We start from the raw sequence: 19,338 nt of genomic DNA, 5'->3' as shown, positions 1-19,338 counted from the left end.
ACGGAAACAAGAAGCCCGGCATGCTGCCGGGCTTCTCTGCTTATATAGCTAGCCAATCACTGTGGTCAGGATCAGTGGGCCTGATCCCAGTTGTCGCCGGTTCCGGCTTCCACCACCAGCGGCACGTGCAGCTCGGCAGCCGCGGACATCTTCTCCTTGATGAGAGCTATGTACTCCTCCAGCTTCTCCTCGCGGATCTCGAACACCAGTTCATCGTGAACCTGCATCAGCATGTGGATGGAGCCATCGGTAATGCCCCGGATCCAGCCATCGACGGCGATCATGGCGCGCTTGATGATGTCGGCGGCCGTGCCCTGCATGGGGGCATTGATCGCCGCCCGCTCGGCGCCCTTGCGCAGACCGGCGTTGCGAGACTTGATGTCCGGCAGATAGAGACGACGACCGAACAGGGTCTCGACATAGCCCTGGGCTTCCGCCTGCTGGCGGGTGCGCTCCATGTACTCCAGCACGCCCGGGTAGCGTTCGAAGTAGAGATCCATGTACTTCTGCGCCTCGGCGCGGCCGATCCCCAGCTGCTTGGCGAGGCCGAAGGCACTCATGCCATAGATGAGGCCGAAGTTGATCGCCTTGGCGCTGCGGCGCATGTCGGTGGTGACCGCATCGAGCGCCACGCCGAACACCTCGGCGGCGGTCGCCTTGTGGATGTCCTTGCCCTCGGCAAAGGCGGTCAGCAAGCCCTGGTCACCGGAGAGGTGCGCCATGATGCGCAGCTCAATCTGGGAATAGTCCGCCGCTACCAGCTTGTAGCCAGCGCTCGGGATGAAGGCCTGCCGAATCCGGCGCCCCTGCTCGTTGCGCACCGGAATGTTCTGCAGGTTGGGATCGGTCGAGGAGAGCCGGCCGGTCGCCGCCACCGCCTGATGGTAGGAGGTGTGCACCCGCCCGGTCTGGGGCTTGATCATCAGCGGCAGCTTGTCGGTATAGGTGGACTTGAGCTTGGCCAGGCCGCGGTGTTCCATCAGCAGGCGCGGCAGATCGTAGGTTTCCGCCAATTCAGCCAGCACCTCTTCGGCGGTGGACGGGGCGCCCTTGGGGGTCTTCTTGAGGATGGGCAGCCCCAGCTTGACGAACAGTATCTCGCCGAGCTGCTTGGGTGAGGAGAGGTTGAACTCCTGCCCGGCCAGCTCATGCGCCTGCCGCTCCAGCTCCGCCAGACGCACTTCAATCTCCTGGCTCTGCTGGTGCAGCAATTTGGGATCTATGGTGGTCCCGAGCAGTTCCATCCGTGCCAGCACCGGCAGCAGAGGCAGTTCGATCTCGGTGAATACCTTGGCAAGCGTAGGCTGTTTGCTCAGTTCGCCCCACAGGGTCTGGTGCAGACGCAGGGTGATGTCGGCATCTTCCGCCGCGTAGGGTGCGGCCTGCTCCAGTTCGATCTGGTTGAAGGTGAGCTGCTTGGCCCCCTTGCCGGCGATCTCTTCGAACGAGATGGTCTCAACGCCCAGATACTTCCTGGCCAGGGAGTCCATGTCATGACGGCTGGCGGTGGAGTTGAGCACATAGGATTCGAGCATGGTGTCGTAGGCGATGCCCTGCAGATCGATGCCGTGGTTCTGCAGCACGTTGCGATCGTACTTGAGGTTCTGGCCGACCTTGAGACGGGCAGGATCCTCCAGCAGGGGCTTGAGCTTGCCCAGCACCTGCTGTTCGGTCAGCTGGGTTGGAGCCCCCAGATAGTCGTGGCCGAAGGGAACATAGGCCGCCTTGCCCGGCTCGATGGCGAACGACACGCCAACCACTCGCGCCTCCATATAGTCGAGACTGGTGGTCTCGGTGTCGAAGGCAAACAGGGGCGCCGCTTTCAACTGTGCCAGCCAGTCGTCGAATTCGGCCTCCTCCAGAATGCAGCTGTAGTCGGTCTCGATGGCGGCAACCGGAGCGGCGGCGTCATCAGCGGCCTCTTCCTGCCCGGCGCCCTCTTCGCCACCGGACTCCAGCTCCTTGATCAGGTTGCGCAGCTCATACTCGCGGTAGACCGCCAGCAGGGACTCCTTGTCGATCGGGCCCAGCAGCAGCTCTTCGAGACTCTGCTCCAGCTCCACGTCTGTCTTGATGGTTGCCAGCTGGTAGGAGAGGCGAACCTGCTCTTCCTGCTCGCGGAATTTGTCGGCAAACGCCTTGGAGCCACGAAAGCCGAGGGCGGCGACCTTGTCGAGGTTGGCGGCGATCTGATCGATGCTGCCTATCCCCTGCAACAGCGCCTGGGCCGTCTTCTCGCCCACCCCTGCCATGCCGGGAATGTTGTCCACCTTGTCCCCCATCAGGGCCAGGTAGTCGATGATGAGCTCGGGGGGCACGCCGAACTTCTCGATCACCCCTTCCCGATCGGTCTTCACATCCTTCATGGTGTCGATCAGGGTGACATGGTCGGAGACCAGCTGCGCCATGTCCTTGTCACCTGTGCTGATGAGCACGGGCAGCTGTTTCTCGGTCGCCTGGCGTGCGAGCGTGCCGATCACGTCGTCGGCCTCGACCCCTTCGACCATCAGGAAGGGGAAGCCCATCGCCTTGATCATCTGGTGAATGGGAGCGACCTGGCTGCGCAGATCGTCCGGCATGCTGGCGCGGGTCGCCTTGTACTCGGGGTAGATGTCGTCACGGAAGGTCTTGCCCTTGGCGTCGAACACCACGGCCACATGGCTGTCGGGGTATTGCTTGCGCAGGCTGCGCATCATGTTGGCCATCACCCGGACGGCGCCGCTTGGCAAACCGGTCGATGTGCGCAGATCGGCCTGCTGGGAGGCGAAGAAGGCGCGGTAAAGATATGAAGAGCCGTCGACCAAGATAAGGGGATTGCTAGGGGCCATGAAATCGTCCTGCCAGGAATAAACAGTCGCTAGGATGCCACAGGGCCCGCGGCACACCAAGGGGCTGGCCCCCTCCCATTGGTACCATTAAGCGCCCCCTTCCCTGTGGATAACTCTGTGCTCAAAAATGGACTCATGGCTGCGCCATGGTGGCAAAGCTGTGGATTAAAAACAAAAAGCGCATATAAAACAGCACATTGAGATCGCAAAAACGAACCATGACGCCTTCATCATGATCTCGATCAATGTGGAAAAAAATTCAAGGGGGTCAACGAGGCAGGATCCAAAACGAAACAATCCTAGCACAGCAAGATGACTTGACCAGTGGAGGCCGAACGATAACCATACAAAAGTACAACAATCTACCCTGGCTCACATTTTCAACAACGAGGAGTCTGCCATGAAAAAAGTGGCCGTGATCTTGAGTGGCTGTGGCGTGTTTGATGGCGCCGAGATCCATGAAGCCGTCATCAGCCTGCTGGCACTGGCCCGTCAGGGCGCCACCACCCAGTGCTTCGCGCCCGACGTGCCTCAATTGCACGTCATCAACCACCTGACCGGCGAGGTGAGCGAGGGGGAGAGCCGCAACGTCCTGGTCGAGGCAGCCCGTATCTGCCGTGGGCAGATCAGGAATGTGGCCGAGCTGGATGCGGCCGATTTCGATGCCCTGCTGGTGCCAGGCGGCTTTGGCGCCGCCAAGAATCTGTGCGACTTCGCCGTCCAGGGCGCCAATTGCCAGATCCAGCCCGATGTGCTGAAGGCGTGCCAGAGCTTTGCCAAAGCCCGCAAACCTGCGGCCTATATCTGCATAGCACCGGCCATGATACCCCTCATCTATGGCGCCGGCACCCTGGCCACCATAGGCCATGACGAGGGCACCGCCAATGCCATCGAGGCCATGGGGGGCAGCCATCTCAACTGCCCGGTCAGCGAGTTTGTGGTGGATCAGGAACGCAAGGTCATCTCGACCCCGGCCTACATGCTGGCGCAGAACATCCTCGAGGCCGCCGACGGTATAGAGAAGACGGTCAAGCAGCTGCTGGCCCTGTGATCCCTACCCCTGCCAAAACAAGCGGGCCGCTCAAAGAGCGGCCCGCTTTCATTCCAGTCAGTCAAGACGGGATCAGATGGCATCGCCCATCTGGTCCATCTTGCCCAGCAGGGCGCGCAGACGTTCCTGCCAAGCAACGTGTTCGTTGCGCAGCTGATGGTTCTCGTCTTGCAGCTTGTTGTTCTGCTCTTTCAGCTCGTCCAGCTCCATTTTCAGCAGGGAGATGTTGTCGACGGCGGATTGTACTTTGGATTCGAGTTGCTCAAGGACTTCTAGTGACATATGCATACCTGTATGTTCAATTGCGATGCCCCACAGGGGGCGATCAAGCGCGTGAAGCCAGCATACCCTGATGCGCTCGGCACAAACAAGCCAGCGCGTTGCAAAATGCGCCCTCCGTACCTGTATTGCTTAAATATGCGTCGGTTTTTCTCGCAGGGGGCAGGAACCGCGATCCGGGACGCTCGCCGCGGCGTCATGGCCCCCTGCGAACCTGCCCCTCTCCCGCCGCCAATGTCAGCCGTTCAGGGTGATGAAGCCCCCCATCAACAGACAGGCCACCCCGTACATCAGCAACCCGTAGAGCAGGTTCCAGCGCAGCAGCAGTCCGGCGCTCAGGTTGTAGCGGGAGGCCAGCGCCAGGTTGGAGCCGGACAGCGGGCTGGTGCCGGTGGCGAGCCCCCACCCCAGCAGGAAACACATGCCGAGCAGGCTGGGATCCGGTGACAGCGGCCACAACAAGGGGGCCACCCCCGAGATGCTGATGAGGGGATGCACGCCTATGATGGCGACCAGGAAGATAAGCAGCAGGGTGAGGGATGCCTCGAGCCAGCCGAAGTGGTTGAACAGCGGCAGACCGTGACCTGCACCTAAGTCGATGACGGAGAGGGCGCTGTTGATGCCGGCAGCCAGCAGGCCTGCCCCCAGGAACAGCACCAGCTGGCCGCCGATGGCGGGGAAGCGTTCCACCACCTGTCGCTTGAGGGCCGCCCCGCGTCCCTGGCTTGGCATGAAGAGCAGTGCCAGCAAGGGGGCCACTAGCGCGATCACCGCCAGAATGCTGAGCCCGGGCCAGAGCCTGTGGATCAGCAGCACCAGCAGCGCCAGGGTCACCGGCAGCCCCAGGGTCTGCAACCTCAGGGGATAGCCTTCGAAGTCCGCCACCCCGAGCCGCTCCACCTGCCAGGCCGTCAGTCCCATGGCCAGCAGGGCGGCGAGGATGCCAAACGGCAGTATGCTGGCCAGCTGCAGGCCGGGGGCATAAGTGAGCGCCACCGCCATGGCGACGAAGAAGGGAGACCAGAAGGCCGCGGCGCAGAAGATCCGGCTCAGCACCATGACCTGGCGCCGCTCAAGGGTACCATTGCGCTCCAGCCGATCGCCGATGATGAAGAGCACAGATAGGTTGATGACGGCACCGAGCAGATTGAGGCTGGCCATGGTGCTCCACAGCCCCTTGCGCCCGGACCAGGAGGCGGCGCCTGTCAGCAGACCCGAAGTGGCGAGGTTGAGGGTGCTGACGGCGGCAAACATGGTGAGCATGTTGATGTTGGGCAGCAGCCAGTCCCCGGGACTGAGGCTGGCACCGCGCCACCAGGAGAAGATCAGCAACAGCAGTGCCGCCCCATAGAGCGCCAGCGCCTGACGACGGGCGGCACCCACCAGCCAGGGCCAGGTGAGCAAGGAGGCGGCCCAGGCCGCGACGGCAGCCGGCCAGGGGGAGAATCCCAGATAGAGGTGCAGCAGGTTGAGCAGCCACATCCCCAGGATCAGATAGCCTGACCAGCGCTTGACCATACAACGGCCTCGGTCAGGGGATCAGAGACACTGATCCATGTCCAGGGAGGGCTTGTCGCACTCGGGTCGGCCCACTATCTTGGCGGGCACGCCGGCGACCGTGGTGTGGGGTGGCACCGGATTGATCACCACGCTGCCGGCCCCTATCTTGGCGCCGACCCCCACCTCTATGTTGCCGAGCACCTTGGCGCCCGCCCCTATCATCACCCCTTCGCGGATCTTGGGATGACGGTCGCCACTCTCCTTGCCGGTGCCACCCAGGGTCACGCTCTGCAGGATGGAGACATCGTTCTCGATCACCGCGGTTTCACCTACCACTATGCCGGTGGCGTGGTCAAACATGATGCCCTTGCCGATCCGCGCGGCCGGGTGCACGTCGACCCCGAACACCACGGAGATCTGGTTTTGCAGGTAGAGCGCCAGCGAGCGACGCCCCTGGCGCCACAGCCAGTTGGCGACCCGGTAGCCCTGGAGGGCATGGAATCCCTTGAGGTAGAGCAGAGGTGTCGAGAAGAGGTCGACGGCGGGGTCACGATCCTGTACCGCGCAGATGTCGGCGGCCACAGCGGCCAGCAACTCGGGTTCGCTGCGCAGGGCCAGCTCGATCACCTCGCGCAGGGCGATGGCCGGCATTGTGGTGCTGTCGAGCTTGTTGGCGAGCTGGAAGCTCAGCGCCGAGCGCAGATCACTGTGATTGAGAATGGTGGAGTGAAAGAAGCTGGCCAGCATGGGCTCCTGGGCCGCCATGCTCTGCGCTTCCTGCTGAATTTTTTGCCACGTCTGGGCAACCAGATCATCCATGTTGCAGCCTACTGTTGTTCAGGGTGAGTGCCTTGTTGTTCTTTTGTCAGCACCGAGATGGGGTCCATGTGAATGATCACCTCCATCCGCTCAAAGGACTGGCGGACCGCCAGTTCAGCCTCGTCGGCTATCTGATGGGCCTTGACCAGGGGCAGTTGATCATCAAGCTCCAGATGCAACTGCACGAAGCGGGTCGGCCCGGATTGACGGGTACGCAGATCATGTACGCCATGCACCCCCTCTACGGCACAGCAGAGCGCCATTATTCTCGCTTGTTCTTCCTCTGGCAACTGACGATCGAGCAGGGCCTGTACCGATTCGTAGCCGATCTGGACGGCTCCCCACACCAGGAACAGACCGATCAGGATGGCGAACAGGCCATCGGCCCAGTACCACCCCTGACCCGCCAGCACCAGTGCCACCAGCACACCGGCATTGAGCAGCAAGTCAGAGCGGTAGTGCAGCATGTCGGCCTTGATGGCCACGCTGTTGGTCTTGCGAATGACAAGGCTCTGGAAGCTGACCAGCAGCAGGGTCAGCAGGATGGAGCCGGCACTGACCCAGATCCCGGCCTCGAGCCGCACCACGGGAACCTGGTTCAGCATCGACGAGATACCGTGCATCATCAACAGCAGGGCAGAGCCAGAGATGAAGGCCGACTGGATCAGACCCGCCAGGGACTCCGCCTTGCCGTGGCCGAAGCGGTGCTCCTCATCGGCCGGCGCCAGCGCGTAGCGGATGGCCAGCAGGTTAATGATGGAGGCGCTCACATCCATGAAGGAGTCGGTGAGGGACGCCAGCAGGCTGGAAGAGTCCGTCATCAGCCAGGCGATCAGCTTGCCCAGGATCAGCAGGGTGGCGGTGACGACCGCCGCCGTGCTGGCGAGGGTGACCCAGCGGGAATAGTGTTGGTGGCTCAAAACCGGCTTTCCTCTGACGCGTAAAAACTTATTATACCCTGACCCGAACGTCAGTTTGGCGTGCAAAATCAACGGAGTGACCCGAATGAACAAAATACTCCTGGTCGACGACGATCTCGAACTGACCCAGCTGCTCACCGAAATCCTGACCCTGGAAGGGTTTGACGTCACCGTCGCCGAGGATGGGGAGGAGGGGCTGCTGCGGCTGGCAGAGCAGGCATTCGATCTGGTGTTGCTGGACGTCATGATGCCCAGACTCAACGGGTTCGCCATGCTGACCAGGCTACGCAAGACCCACGACACCCCTGTGCTGATGCTGACAGCCCGGGGCGACAGCCAGGACAGGGTCAACGGGCTCGAAGCGGGGGCCGATGACTATCTGGCCAAGCCCTTCGACGACAGAGAGCTGCTAGCGCGGGTGCGCGCCATCTTGCGCCGCACCCAGAATCCCTCCCCCCAGCGCGGCGCATCCGACGAGCTGCGCTTCATGGATTTGGTGCTGCAACCCGGCCTGCAACAGGCCCGCTGCGACGATCAGCTGCTGGAGCTCACCGCCACCGAGTTCGGCCTGCTGGAGTGCCTGCTGCGCAGCCCGGGCCAGATCGTCAGCAAGAATCTGTTGTCCGAACAGGTGCTTGGCAAGAAGCTCGAACCCTTCGATCGGGCCATCGACATGCACCTGAGCAACCTGCGCAAGAAGCTGCCTGAGCGCAGCGATGGCCAGCCCCGCTTCAAGACAGTGCGTGGCCGAGGCTATCTCTGGCTGGAGCAGGCATGAAAACGGCCCGCACCTTCAATGGCCTCTCCACCCAGATCTTCCTCTGGTTCTGGTTCATGCTGCTGCTCGTGCTGGCCGCCGTGGTGATACTACCCACCCTGGATCCCCGCAACACCATACCCCTGCCCGAGCACGAGATGGCCAGGATGAACAACAACCTGCGGGCGCTGCAGGCCGGTGCCGACCCGAACCAGGATTTCGATCTGCAACAGGCCATCACGGCGGCCGGGCTGCTGCCGGTGGACAACGTCTACCTGCGCGACGCCAAGGGCCAGATGCAATCCACCACCCGGCTGAGCAAGTTCGTCATCCGCTTCATGCTGGATGCCGACAACCCGGCCAAGCCCATGCTGGGCAGCGAACACCAGCGGGCCATCGCCGGCCCCTTCCAGATGCAGCACCACGGCCAGAGCTATCACGTCTACTTCGGGCTCAACGTCGAAAACTCCTATCTGTTCCTGTTTATCCAGATCCTGGATCACCCCATCCAGATCCTGGGCATCGCCATGCTGGTCAGCACCCCCCTCTGTCTGTTGCTGGCCTGGCGGCTGACCCGCCCCATACTGCAGTTGCAGCAGTCGGTCTCCCAGCTGGCGCAGGGCAAGCTGGAGACGCGGATCCCCAACCTGGGGCGGCAGGACGAGATAGGTCAGCTGGCGGATCATGTCAGCCACATGGTGGACACCCTCAAGCGCATGATCCAGAAGCAGAAACAGTTGCTGTCCGACATCTCTCACGAACTGCGCAGCCCCCTCACCCGCATTCAGCTGGCGCAGGCCTTGATCCGCCGCAAGCAGGGGGACAGCTCGGAGCTGGCGCGGATCGAGAGCGAAATCGCCCGGCTCGACAAGCTGATCGGGGATCTGCTGGATCTGTCCCGGGTCCAGCAGCACGTGGAAGCCCCGGTGGAGCTGCCGCTGGCGGATCTGCTGGAGCCCATACTGGACGACGCCATGTTCGAGGCCAATCAGAATGGCAAGCAGCTCAGGCTGCCGCCGCTGCCGACCGAGTCGCTGCGGATGTGGCCCGAGCTGCTGGCGAGGGCCCTGGAGAACCCGCTGCGCAATGCGCTCAAGTATGCCCGCGAGTTCATCAAGGTGGATTGGTATCAGGAGGGACGGGAGTGGGTGATGACCATCAGGGATGACGGCCCAGGCGTGCCGGTGGAGCAGCAGCCCATGCTGTTCCTGCCCTTCTTCCGGGTCGATGATGCCCGCAACGCCAAGACGGGCGGCACCGGCCTCGGTCTCGCCATCGCCGCCGAGGCGATCCAGCGCCATGGCGGCACCATCAAGGCCAGCAGCAATCACCCGACCGGGCTCGTCATCACCATACGCCTGCCCATGGTGTGAGCCACCCCTTTTCATCGGCACGGACGCTGGGTATGCTGGCGCCCGTTTCGCACCACCCCAGCCCCGCATCAGGATCCCCCCATGCTCGACATAGTGCTCTATCAACCGGAAATCCCGCCCAACACCGGCAACATCATCCGCCTCTGCGCCAACACCGGCTACCGGCTGCACCTGATAGAGCCCCTTGGTTTCGCCTGGGATGACAAGCGGGTGAAGCGGGCCGGGCTCGACTATCACGAGTTTGCCGAGGTGAAGCGCTGGCCGAGCTATGAGGCCTTCCTCGCGGCCGTGGTCCCCAAGCGGGTGTTCGCCTGCACCACCAAGGGGCGCACCGCTCATTCGGCGGCGCAGTTTGCCCCCGGGGATGCCCTGCTGTTCGGGCCTGAGAGCCGTGGATTGCCGGCGGAGATCATCGAGAGCCTGCCGTTCGAGCAGCGGCTGCGCATTCCCATGCTGCCCCAGAGTCGCAGCATGAATCTGGCCAACGCGGTCGCGGTCTTCGTCTACGAGAGCTGGCGCCAGTTCGGCTATGAGGGATCCCTCTAGCCTAGGTCGGCGCGACGCCCCTCAGAGGCAGCGCCGACCGTGAAACCCGTCAGGCGGGTTCCCGGCCTTGATACAGCAAGCGGCCATCGCGCTCCAGTTGCCAGCATAGCCAGCCCAGGGTCAGTCCCCGCCCCGTCATCAGCGCCGCCATGGCGGCCCACAAGGCCGCCACGCCCCACCCCTGGCACAGCCACCAGACTGGGAAGAAGCCGGCAAACACCGCCACCAGCATGCTGTTGCGCATCTCCCGGGCCCGGGTGGCCCCGATGAAGACCCCATCCAGCAGGAAGCACCAGACCGCCAGCAAGGGCATGACGATGAGCCAGGGCAGTTGGCGGTTTGCCTCGGCGATCACCGCAGGAAGGTCGGTGATATGGGCGATGAGCTGCCGCCCCCCCAGGGCAAACCCCAGGGCGAAGGCGAGCGCGATCAGCAAGGCCCAGCCCAGGTTGAGGACTATGGCCTCCCGCAGCCCCTGCCTGTCCCGCCGTCCTATGGCGCGCCCCACCATGGCTTCCACCGCATAGGCGAAGCCATCCAGCCCGTAGGAGATCAGCATCAGGAAGTTGAGCAGCACCGCATTGGCGGCCACCGCCACGTCCCCCAGCCTGGCAGCCTGCAGGGTCATGAAGGCGAAACAGAGCTGCAGGCAGAGGGAGCGGATGAAGATGTCCCTGTTCAGCCCGAGCAGCCGCCGCACCGCGGGCCATTGCCACCAGCGCGACCAGGCACCCTGCCACACCTCGGCCGAGAGCTGGCGCAGGCGGCGGCTCACCAGCCAGAGCCCCACCCCGAGCGAGCTGTAGTCTGCCAGCAGGGAGGCGGCAGCCACCCCCCTGACCTGCCAGCCCAGCCCCAGCACGAACCAGGCATCCAGCACCATGTTGACCAGGTTGCTCAGGATCAGCAGCAGCATGGGGCTGCGCGCATCCTGCATGCCCAGCAGCCAGCCCATGATGACCAGGTTGCACAGGGCCGCCGGGGCGCTCCAGATCCGCACCGAGACATAGTCTCCGGCATAGACCTGCACCTCGGGGGATCCCCCGCTGAGCCCTATGATGGCAGGCAAGAAAGGCAGCACCAGCAACAGCAGGGCCAGCCCCAGCCCGACGGCGAGGCCGAGCGCCCGCGCCAGGGTGTCAAGCTGCCCCTCGGCGCTGGCGGCACCCTGAGCCTGGGCGGTCAGGCCAGTGGTGGACATGCGCAGGAAGCCGAGCAACCAGAACAGGAGGTTGATGAGGGTCGCCCCGACCGAGACACCGCCGAGGAACCAGGCCTGACCGAGATGACCGATCACCCAGGTATCCACCAGGCCGAGCAAGGGGGTGGTGACGTTGGAGAACACCATGGGCAGGGCCAGGGCAAACACGGCACTGTGGCGGCGAGGATCCCTCAGCCAGGACGGCATCAAGCTCAGCACGAACGACGCCGGCGGCTCACTCGTCGGCCAGCCGCACTATGCGTGCGAAGTCGGAGACCATGGTCTGCATATCCACATGAGCCACTTCACCCGGGGCCACCTTGGGGCGGAACATGGCCACCAGCTTGCCCTCGGGATTGATCAGCACGATCGAGGCCGAGTGGTCTATGAGGTAATCCTTGCGCTCGCTCTCCACGATGGAATAGACGAGGCCAAGGTTGCGCACCAGGGGGAAGAGGGCGCGGTGGGGGCCGGTCGCCGCCTTGAACTCCGGATGGAAGAAGGCGGTATAGCTCTTGAGACGGGCGCTGTCATCCCGCTGGGGATCCGCCGAGACGAAGACCACCTGGCTGCTGGGTTCGATCTTCTTCAACTTCGGGTAGATGGAGCGCAGATCCGCCAGGGCGGTCGGGCAGACGTCGGGACAATAGGTGTAGCCGATGAACAGGAAGGTCCAGTGCCCCGCCAGATTGGCGGCGGTGAAGGGCTTCCCATCCCCATCCGTGAGAGTGAAGGGGTTGATGTCACGCCCTACCGGATAATAATCCGCCTGCGCAGGCAGGGAGGGTTGGCTCCAGTAATAAGCCGCCATTATGCTGCCGACGAAGAGCAACAACAGCAGGGAAAAACGTGGTTTAACCATATAAAACAGAACCTTGCTAGTTCAACCAGCCAGATGGCGGGGCCAATGAAGGGCTATTGTAACCCGCCCGGCCCCGTTTCTGCCTAGTCCTGAGTCCGGATCCTGAGCAGGAAAGGGCCCCGTAGGGAGGAAACGGCCGCTATCTCCGGGCAATGGCGGGGAAAAGAAAAGCCCCACACCGGGTGGGGCTCACACACTGTTCGGGGGACAGGCTCAGGGTCGCAATCTGCGCTGCCCCTGAGGGCGCCGGATAGTGGCGCGCAGCGGAATGACCGGGGCCGTCCAGGGGGCATCTGGCAAGCCGATGTCGTGGTGGCGGCGGAACAGACGAACCAGGCGGACAATCTTGTCCTTGGGGCACCCCAGCCAGATGGTCCAGCCGTCGCCCTTGTGATACACCCAGAGCGCATAAAACCAGGTCATCCGACTGCCCTTGATGAATCGGGTGATGGAGGATACGGGGGTTGCGGTTGCGGCCGGACCCGGATCCCACGGCGAGCTTGAAGCCATACCTGTCCTCCTTGCTCAACAGGCCACGCCGACCAGTGTGACTGCCATCGGGATGGCAGACCAGGCACCGTCGCGTACTGACTGTATTGAGTCGTCCTGCTGCCTGACGACTCTCCCTGTCCCGCACCGCCTCAGTTGTGATGCATCCCTGCGATCCATGCTGACCTGGCGGCACACTCAAGGTCATGGCGGTTATCCGGCCATGACACTGCGGGCCTTCTCAAAGGATATATCCGAAATGCATGATGCGTGGCGGTACTGTTTGCGGTGGATCTGGGCGGCGGAAATGGCGGGGATCGGTGAGGAAAGAAGAGCGGGGAAAACGGCACAAACGAAGGGGCCTCCCGCAGGAGGCCCCTCGGCATGTTCGATGCTTACATCCAGTCGGCGTTGCGAATAACCCCGACTGCCAGCCCTTCGATGGTCAGGTGCTGGCTGGAGAGATCCACCTCGATGGGGGAGAGATCCTCGTTCTCCGGCAGCAGCCACACCTGGCTGCCCTTGCGCTGGAAGCGCTTGACGGTGACGTCTTCATCGAGACGCGCCACCACCACCTGGCCGTTGCGCACCTCCTGGGTCTTGTGCACCGCCAGCAGATCCCCATCCATGATGCCGATGTTCTTCATGCTCATGCCTTGCACCCGCAACAGGAAGTCGGCCCGCGGGTGGAACAGGGCGGGATCCACCTGATAGTGACTCTCTATGTGCTCCTGGGCCAGGATGGGCTCACCGGCCGCGACCTTGCCGATCAGCGGCAGGCCGTTCTCTTCTGGCGCAGCCTCCTCTTCCTCGAGCAGCAGGCGGATGCCGCGGGAGGTGCCGGGCATGATCTCGATGACCCCTTTCTTGGCCAGGGCCTTCAGATGTTCCTCGGCCGCATTGGCCGACTTGAAGCCAAGCTTCTGGGCGATCTCGGCGCGAGTCGGCGGCATGCCGGTCTCGCTCATGTTCGCCTTGATAAGCTCCAGCACTTCAGCCTGGCGGGGGGTAAGGGGTTTCATAGCATTGGCACCTGTCTTTTTATACAGCACACTGGCAGTATATACAGTGCTGTGGCCAAGGCAAGGCGTTGCTGATATTTGTCCCCGCCTTGTCGCAAAAATCCCGCACCTTCTATCCTGAAAAGGCACTCATCCTACCTCTCGGCGACAAGCTGTCGGTGATTTGCTATGCTCACGCCGCATTTTTTTGGAGAGCAGACGCACATGTCCCTTGGACAGAACATTTCCAGAGCCATCCTGCAATGGCCGGTCAGTGGCTTGGTCAATCACAAGAGCCTGCCGGAAAATCCCATCACGGAGCTCAAGCTGGATCCGGCAAGACCCATAGTCTATGCCCTGAAAACCAGTTCGATCACCGACCTGATGACCCTGCAACAGTGCTGCGAGGATCTCGGCCTGCCCGGCCCCTTCACGCCGCTGGAGCTGGGTGGCCAGCTGCTGCCGCGCTACGTCTGTCTGGATCGTCCGCCTCCCCTGTTTGGCACGCGCAACAAGCCGCTGCCCTTCCTGCAGGAGTTCCACCAGCTGCTGGATCTGCACAAGCAGGATCCCGAGCTGGATATCCAGGTGGTGCCCGTCACCCTGTTCTGGGGCCGTGCCCCCGGTAGGGAAGGTGAGGAAGCCTCCGGCTGGAACATCATCAGCAGCCTGGCCCCGAACCGGCTCAAGAAGGCGCTGATCGTGATCCTGAAAGGGCGCGAAAACCTGGTGCGCTTCTCCCCGCCGCTCTCATTGCGCTACATGGCGGACAAGCACGGTACCGACGAGGCCATAGCCCACAAGCTGGCGCGGGTGGCCCGTACCCACTTCAGCCGCCAGCAGTTGGCCGCCACCGGTCCCAAGCTGCCCAACCGCAACCTGCTGTTCAAGCAGTTGCTGGATTCCAGCGTGATCCAGCAGGCCATCGAAGAAGAGGCCAGACGCGAGGGCATCAGCCTGGAGAAGGCGCAGAAGCGCGCCCATGGCTACATGGACGAGATCGCCTCCAACTTCTCCTTCCGGCTGATCCGCCTCGGGGAGACTTTCCTCGGCTGGCTCTGGAACAAGCTCTACCGCGGCCTCTCGGTCAACGGTGCCGAGCAGGTGCGCCAGCTGGCCCAGGAAGGGCACGAGATAGTCTACGTCCCCTGCCATCGCAGCCACATGGACTACCTGCTGCTCTCCTACGTCATCTATCACCAGGGCATGGTACCGCCCCACATAGCGGCCGGCATCAACCTCAACTTCTGGCCGGCGGGCCCCATCTTCCGCCACGGCGGTGCCTTCTTCATCCGCCGCACCTTCAAGGGCAACCCGCTCTACAGCACTGTGTTCCGTGAATACCTGAACCTGCTGTTCGCCAAGGGCTACTCGGTGGAGTTCTTCACCGAGGGTGGCCGTTCCCGCACCGGTCGCCTGCTGCCGCCCAAGACCGGCATGCTGGCGATGACGCTGCAGGCCATGATGCGCGGGCTGGACAGGCCGGTGACCCTGGTGCCCGTCTATCTCGGCTACGAGCACGTGATGGAGGTCAACACCTACCACAACGAGCTCAAGGGCAGCCGCAAGGAGAAAGAGAGCTTCCTGCAGGTGCTCGGCATACTGCGCAAGCTGCGCAACTATGGCCGTGGCTTCGTCAACTTCGGCGAGCCGCTGACCCTCAACAGCTACCTCGGCGAGCAGGTGCCGCACTGGAAGGAGAGCATAGGCAAGGAGGAGCGCCCGGAGTGGATGGCCTCCACCGTCAATCAGCTGGCCGAGCTCTTGATGACCCGGATCAATGATGCCGCCGCCGTCAACGGCCTGACCCTGAGTGCCCTGGCACTGCTGGCCGCCGAGCGCCATGCCCTGACCCGGGACGAACTGCAGGCCCAGATCAATACCTATCTGGACCTGCTCAAGCAGGTGCCCTACAGCCCCCAGAGCACAATCCCGGACGAGGATGCCAAGACACTGCTGGATCAGGCCATGGAGCTCAACAAATTCGAGGTGAGCGAGGACAAGCTCGGTCAGATAGTCAGCCTGGACCGCTATCAGGCGATCCTGCTGACCTACTACCGCAACAACATATTGCACCTGTTCGCCCTGCCCTCCCTGGTGGCGGCCTTGATCGAGCGCTGCGAGGGGATCTCCCGCGGCGAGATAGTCGCCCGCTGCGTCGACATCTACCCGCTGCTCAAGACAGAGCTGTTCCTGCGCTACGAAGAGGAGGAGCTGCCGGAGCTGGTGGATGCCCTGCTGGCCGAGCTGCAACGCCAGCAGCTGATAGAGGCGCGCGATGGCGGCTACTGGGTCAATCCGGGCAACCAGATGCGCCTGCTGCTCCTGGCCGAGAGCATTCAGGAGACACTGCAACGCTACGCCATAGTGCTGACCCGCATGCTGGCCCAGCCCCACATAGAGGCGGAGCAGCTGGAGGCGGACGGCCTGATGATGGCGGAGCGCCTCGGCACCCTGCACGGCATCAACGCCCCCGAGTTCTTCGATCCCAAGCTGTTCAGCACCCTGATCCACACCCTGCGCAGCGAAGGCTATCTGGATCCGGGCTGCAAGCCGGATCTCGGCCGCTTCCAGGCCCTGGCCGACAACATAGTGCCGCTCTTGAGCAACAAGATCCGCCGCACCATACAGGCAGGCAACCGGCTCTGATCCTCGTCTTACCGCCAACAAAAAGGCCGCATCATGCGGCCTTTTTCATAGATAGACGTTTCTCACAGGTAGTGAGCGATCACCCCGAGCAGCACCAGGGCTCCCACATAGTTGTTGTTGAGGAAGGCCTGGAAGCAGGCCTCCCGCTGGCGCTCCCGGATCAGCCGCTGCTGATAGACGAACAGGGCCGCCGCCCCCAGCAGGCCCCAGTAATAGCCGGATCCCAGCGCCATCAGCTGACCCACCAGCAACAGGATGAGCAGGGTCGCCAGTTGCAACACGCCGATGATCCGCTTGTCGTGACGGCCAAACAGGATGGCGCTCGATTTGAGCCCGAGCTTGAGGTCATCGTCCCTGTCCACCATGGCGTACTGGGTGTCGTAGGCGATGGTCCACAGCAGGTTGGCGAGAAACAGCAGCCAGGCGACGGGCGGCAGGGCGTTGGCCTGGGCCGCATAGGCCATGGGAATGGACCAGGAGAACGCCATCCCGAGCACCAGTTGCGGGATCGGAATGAAGCGCTTCATGAAGGGGTAGCAGACCGCCAGCAGCAGGCCGGCGAACGACAGGCCTATGGTGAGCGGGTTCAGGGTCAGCACCAGGGCGAACGAGATGAGCGCCAGCACGGCAAACAGGATCAGCACCTCCCGCGCGTCGACCCGGCCCATGGGCAGCGGTCGCCCGGCGGTACGTTTCACGTGGCCGTCGAAGTTGCGATCCGCATAGTCATTGATGACGCAGCCCGCCGAGCGCATCAGGAAGACCCCCACCACGAACACGGTCAGGATCCAGGGGTCCGGCAGGCCACCGGCCGCGAGACAGAGCGCCCACAGGGTCGGCCACAGCAGCAAGAGGGTGCCGATGGGCTTGTCGATGCGGGCCAACTGCACATAGGCCAGTCCCCGCTCCTTGGTTAACAGCTTCACTCCAGCTCCTTATGCGATGGCAGCGAATGAGACGATAGCGAGGGCAGGAAGAGTTCGTGGACCAGCAAGGGCCACTGCCCCAGATAGAGACGGGAGCGGCGCCCCCAGACGGTGGCCGCCTGGCACCAGGGATTGCTCGCGATCTCGAAGCAGGCCAGTTGCAGGTGATCGCGCCGCGCCGGTGCATCACCGAAGATGCGCTCCCCCAGTGGTTGCTCCCCCAGATCCTGCAGACCGCTCCCTTGCAGCGCCGCCTCGGCAAACAGGGTCCAGCCCAGAATGGCTGGCCCGGCGTCACCGTGCAGTATGACCTCGCGGCAGATCCCCACGGGATCCGCAACGGCCACCAGCGCCTGCTCGTCCACCCCCAGCGACACGCTGCGATTGCCGAGCAGTTGCACCGAGAGGTGACTATTGTAGCGCCGCAAGCGCCGGGTCATGGAGTCAGCCTCCAGCAACCAGGGGCGCAGTGCCTCTGGGGGCTCACACTCTGCGGGTGCTCGCCAGGGGACGAGCTGGATGAGGGGAACAGTCAACTCGGACTTCACAGCTTCACCATCCGGAGATTTCCGTTGTCAGGTTAAAATCCCGTTTATTATCCGTAAATCAATGGCGAATTGTAAGAACATCCGTGCTTGACGGCCCCGATGGCAGCATCAAAAATGGGGCATCCGTCGCTGCCGAGCCATCTAGATGAAGATCTTCAGAATTCTGCTGGTGTTATCCCTGGGTTGTACCCTGTTGAATACCCACGCCTTCGCCAACGAGGAAGCGGCCGCCGATCCGGCCTCCGCCGCCGTCCAGCCGGGATTCGCCTATCATGCGCTGGATCCGGACATCATCACCAACTACCTCGGCGATGGCAAAACCCTGGGCTATGTGCGGGTGACGGTGGAGCTGATGGCCGAAAACGCCGCCGATCTCAAGTTGCTGGAACAGCACGACCCCCTGATCCGCGACGCCATCATCCGCCTGATTGGCAGCAAGACGGGCGCCCAGATCAAGTCGCTGGTAAGTCGGGAAGAGCTGCGCAAGGAGTGCGAGGCCAAGGTCAACGAACTGCTGGTCAAAGAAACCGGCAAGAAGGCGGTACGCGAGCTCATCTTCACCAAGTATCTTTATCAGTAATGAACGGCGAGCAGGGTGCCGACCGGCGGCCCGCTCTCCCTACCGCTCCCATTCACTGTCGAGGAAGTCATCGTCATGGGCCACAAGACGCTGTGTGAATGGCGCCGTCACGAGATCCCCGCCGATCTCAAGACACTGCGCAAGATATTGCGCAAACCCAAGTTCGTGTGCGGCAAGTGTGCCCGCAGCGCCAATGACAAAGAGTACCTGTGCCAGCCGCTGCGACTAAAGGAGAAAGGGGAATGAGTTCCCCCACTGCTCGTCGCTCAAGGGTCTGAAGAAGAAGGGGGTGCCCTATTGATCGGTCCAGCCCTGGCGCCCTTGCGCAAACAGTTTGCGGGCCTGGACGTCATTGGGGCAGACGCCACGGTACTCCTCCCCCGATCGCCCGGCCAGATAGAGGTGCTCCGGGCGGCAATACCAGGCCAATCCCTTCTGGCGACCCTGCTCCCACATGGCGACATCCACCTTGGTCCCGCACTGGGTCTGATGGAATTCCACCCGATCGGCGGCGAAACCCAGCTTGCCGTCTCCTTCCCCCACATCGCTCCACACCTTTTCGCAGGGATCGTCCGAGTTGGAGACACAGCCCCCGAGCAGGGTGGCACAGAGCATGATGACGAGTGAACGCATAATCATCCTTGGGCGTTGTTTGAGTGGTTTATGGCGTCTCTGGCCTGACGGGCATCCTTCTTCCCACAGCGCCATTTGAGCAGTTCATTCTAACCAGAGCCTCGCCCGGCCACCAAGGGGCATGCTGTCGAACGCACAAAAAATCGGGCGGGCCACCAGGCCCGCCCGCATGCGTTACAGGGAATCACTGATCGTCGAGAGGGTCATAGTCCTGCCAGCCCTCGTCGTCCAGCTCCTCCAGCTCGTCTTCCCAGGATTCCGGCTCCCACTCATCGTCGAGCTCGAAATCCGGCGTCTGCGTACCCATGCTCATTCTCCTTGGATAGTGCACCGGCCTTCAAAGTCTATCCAGAAAAATGGGGCTCGCCAGTGGACC

Annotated in this window: 20 protein-coding genes; 7 read left to right on the top strand and 13 right to left on the bottom strand. The window is 62.8% G+C overall.

The window, feature by feature from the left end; all coding sequences use genetic code 11:
• Positions 1–71: 71 nt before the first annotated feature.
• Entirely contained in the window at positions 72–2,828 is a 2,757-nt protein-coding gene (polA, locus tag ACFWHB_RS00555) for a DNA polymerase I (RefSeq protein WP_395949264.1), read from the bottom strand.
• 400 nt (positions 2,829–3,228) lie between these two features.
• On the opposite strand from polA, the gene elbB reads away from it, so the two are divergent.
• Complete coding sequence (gene elbB, locus ACFWHB_RS00550) at positions 3,229–3,879, top strand: isoprenoid biosynthesis glyoxalase ElbB (protein WP_395949263.1); 651 nt, start codon at positions 3,229–3,231, stop codon at positions 3,877–3,879.
• A gap of 72 nt (positions 3,880–3,951) precedes the next feature.
• On the opposite strand, the gene ACFWHB_RS00545 is transcribed toward elbB, so the two are convergent.
• The 4 genes from ACFWHB_RS00545 to ACFWHB_RS00530 form a co-directional block, all read right to left on the bottom strand.
• Entirely contained in the window at positions 3,952–4,161 is a 210-nt protein-coding gene (locus ACFWHB_RS00545) for a cell division protein ZapB (RefSeq protein WP_025325277.1), read from the bottom strand.
• A gap of 234 nt (positions 4,162–4,395) precedes the next feature.
• Entirely contained in the window at positions 4,396–5,676 is a 1,281-nt protein-coding gene (locus tag ACFWHB_RS00540) for a hypothetical protein (RefSeq protein ID WP_395949262.1), read from the bottom strand.
• 21 nt (positions 5,677–5,697) lie between these two features.
• Positions 5,698–6,477 (bottom strand): serine O-acetyltransferase, encoded by a 780-nt coding sequence (gene cysE / locus ACFWHB_RS00535; protein ID WP_025325275.1) that lies wholly within the window; start codon positions 6,475–6,477, stop codon positions 5,698–5,700.
• A gap of 8 nt (positions 6,478–6,485) precedes the next feature.
• Positions 6,486–7,397: a cation efflux pump FieF gene (locus ACFWHB_RS00530; protein WP_111913694.1), complete on the bottom strand. Its 912-nt coding sequence runs from the start codon at positions 7,395–7,397 to the stop codon at positions 6,486–6,488.
• A gap of 85 nt (positions 7,398–7,482) precedes the next feature.
• On the opposite strand from ACFWHB_RS00530, the gene ACFWHB_RS00525 reads away from it, so the two are divergent.
• The 3 genes from ACFWHB_RS00525 to trmL all read left to right on the top strand — a co-directional run bounded on the left by ACFWHB_RS00525 (position 7,483) and on the right by trmL (position 10,073).
• Complete coding sequence (locus ACFWHB_RS00525; RefSeq protein WP_139745863.1) at positions 7,483–8,175, top strand: response regulator; 693 nt, start codon at positions 7,483–7,485, stop codon at positions 8,173–8,175.
• Positions 8,172–9,527 (top strand): ATP-binding protein, encoded by a 1,356-nt coding sequence (locus ACFWHB_RS00520; RefSeq protein ID WP_289981953.1) that lies wholly within the window; start codon positions 8,172–8,174, stop codon positions 9,525–9,527. Before ACFWHB_RS00525 ends, ACFWHB_RS00520 begins: the two co-directional genes overlap by 4 nt.
• A gap of 81 nt (positions 9,528–9,608) precedes the next feature.
• A complete protein-coding gene (trmL, locus tag ACFWHB_RS00515) occupies positions 9,609–10,073 on the top strand; it encodes a tRNA (uridine(34)/cytosine(34)/5-carboxymethylaminomethyluridine(34)-2'-O)-methyltransferase TrmL (RefSeq protein WP_395949261.1) in 465 nt (154 codons plus the stop codon).
• Between the two features lie 49 nt (positions 10,074–10,122).
• Here the strand turns inward: trmL and ACFWHB_RS00510 are convergent, their stop codons facing one another.
• The 4 genes from ACFWHB_RS00510 to lexA all read right to left on the bottom strand — a co-directional run bounded on the left by ACFWHB_RS00510 (position 10,123) and on the right by lexA (position 13,647).
• Positions 10,123–11,481 carry an MATE family efflux transporter gene (locus ACFWHB_RS00510; protein ID WP_395949260.1) on the bottom strand — a complete coding sequence of 453 codons (1,359 nt, stop codon included), beginning with the start codon at positions 11,479–11,481 and terminating at the stop codon, positions 10,123–10,125.
• 28 nt (positions 11,482–11,509) lie between these two features.
• On the bottom strand, positions 11,510–12,136 hold the full coding sequence (locus ACFWHB_RS00505) for an SCO family protein (RefSeq protein WP_395949259.1): 627 nt from the start codon (positions 12,134–12,136) through the stop codon (positions 11,510–11,512).
• 213 nt (positions 12,137–12,349) lie between these two features.
• Positions 12,350–12,559 (bottom strand): hypothetical protein, encoded by a 210-nt coding sequence (locus tag ACFWHB_RS00500; protein WP_234567867.1) that lies wholly within the window; start codon positions 12,557–12,559, stop codon positions 12,350–12,352.
• A 461-nt stretch (positions 12,560–13,020) separates the two neighbouring features.
• Positions 13,021–13,647, bottom strand: a complete 627-nt coding sequence (lexA, locus tag ACFWHB_RS00495) for a transcriptional repressor LexA (protein ID WP_025325267.1) — start codon at positions 13,645–13,647, stop codon at positions 13,021–13,023.
• 204 nt (positions 13,648–13,851) lie between these two features.
• Between lexA and plsB the strand changes: the two genes are divergently transcribed.
• Complete coding sequence (gene plsB / locus ACFWHB_RS00490; RefSeq protein ID WP_395949258.1) at positions 13,852–16,275, top strand: glycerol-3-phosphate 1-O-acyltransferase PlsB; 2,424 nt, start codon at positions 13,852–13,854, stop codon at positions 16,273–16,275.
• 62 nt (positions 16,276–16,337) lie between these two features.
• Here plsB and ubiA read toward each other — a convergent pair whose 3' ends face one another.
• Entirely contained in the window at positions 16,338–17,201 is an 864-nt protein-coding gene (gene ubiA / locus ACFWHB_RS00485) for a 4-hydroxybenzoate octaprenyltransferase (RefSeq protein ID WP_111913513.1), read from the bottom strand.
• On the bottom strand, positions 17,198–17,749 hold the full coding sequence (locus ACFWHB_RS00480) for a chorismate--pyruvate lyase family protein (RefSeq protein WP_395949257.1): 552 nt from the start codon (positions 17,747–17,749) through the stop codon (positions 17,198–17,200). Before ACFWHB_RS00480 ends, ubiA begins: the two co-directional genes overlap by 4 nt.
• A gap of 145 nt (positions 17,750–17,894) precedes the next feature.
• On the opposite strand from ACFWHB_RS00480, the gene ACFWHB_RS00475 reads away from it, so the two are divergent.
• Both ACFWHB_RS00475 and ACFWHB_RS00470 read left to right on the top strand, forming a co-directional pair.
• Positions 17,895–18,329, top strand: coding sequence for a flagellar basal body-associated protein FliL (locus ACFWHB_RS00475; protein WP_139745890.1), 435 nt, complete (start codon positions 17,895–17,897; stop codon positions 18,327–18,329).
• A gap of 75 nt (positions 18,330–18,404) precedes the next feature.
• Complete coding sequence (locus ACFWHB_RS00470) at positions 18,405–18,575, top strand: hypothetical protein (RefSeq protein WP_005331100.1); 171 nt, start codon at positions 18,405–18,407, stop codon at positions 18,573–18,575.
• 48 nt (positions 18,576–18,623) lie between these two features.
• Here the strand turns inward: ACFWHB_RS00470 and ACFWHB_RS00465 are convergent, their stop codons facing one another.
• Positions 18,624–18,968 carry a DUF2799 domain-containing protein gene (locus ACFWHB_RS00465; protein ID WP_111913519.1) on the bottom strand — a complete coding sequence of 115 codons (345 nt, stop codon included), beginning with the start codon at positions 18,966–18,968 and terminating at the stop codon, positions 18,624–18,626.
• A gap of 178 nt (positions 18,969–19,146) precedes the next feature.
• Positions 19,147–19,269, bottom strand: coding sequence for a hypothetical protein (locus tag ACFWHB_RS00460; protein WP_080675028.1), 123 nt, complete (start codon positions 19,267–19,269; stop codon positions 19,147–19,149).
• Between the last annotated feature and the right edge of the window lie 69 nt (positions 19,270–19,338).

This window comes from Aeromonas mytilicola subsp. aquatica (assembly GCF_044336385.1).
GTDB lineage: Bacteria > Pseudomonadota > Gammaproteobacteria > Enterobacterales > Aeromonadaceae > Aeromonas > Aeromonas rivipollensis.
Note: the sequence above shows the minus strand (reverse complement) of the source record. Positions and strands in the feature narration are given on the sequence as shown.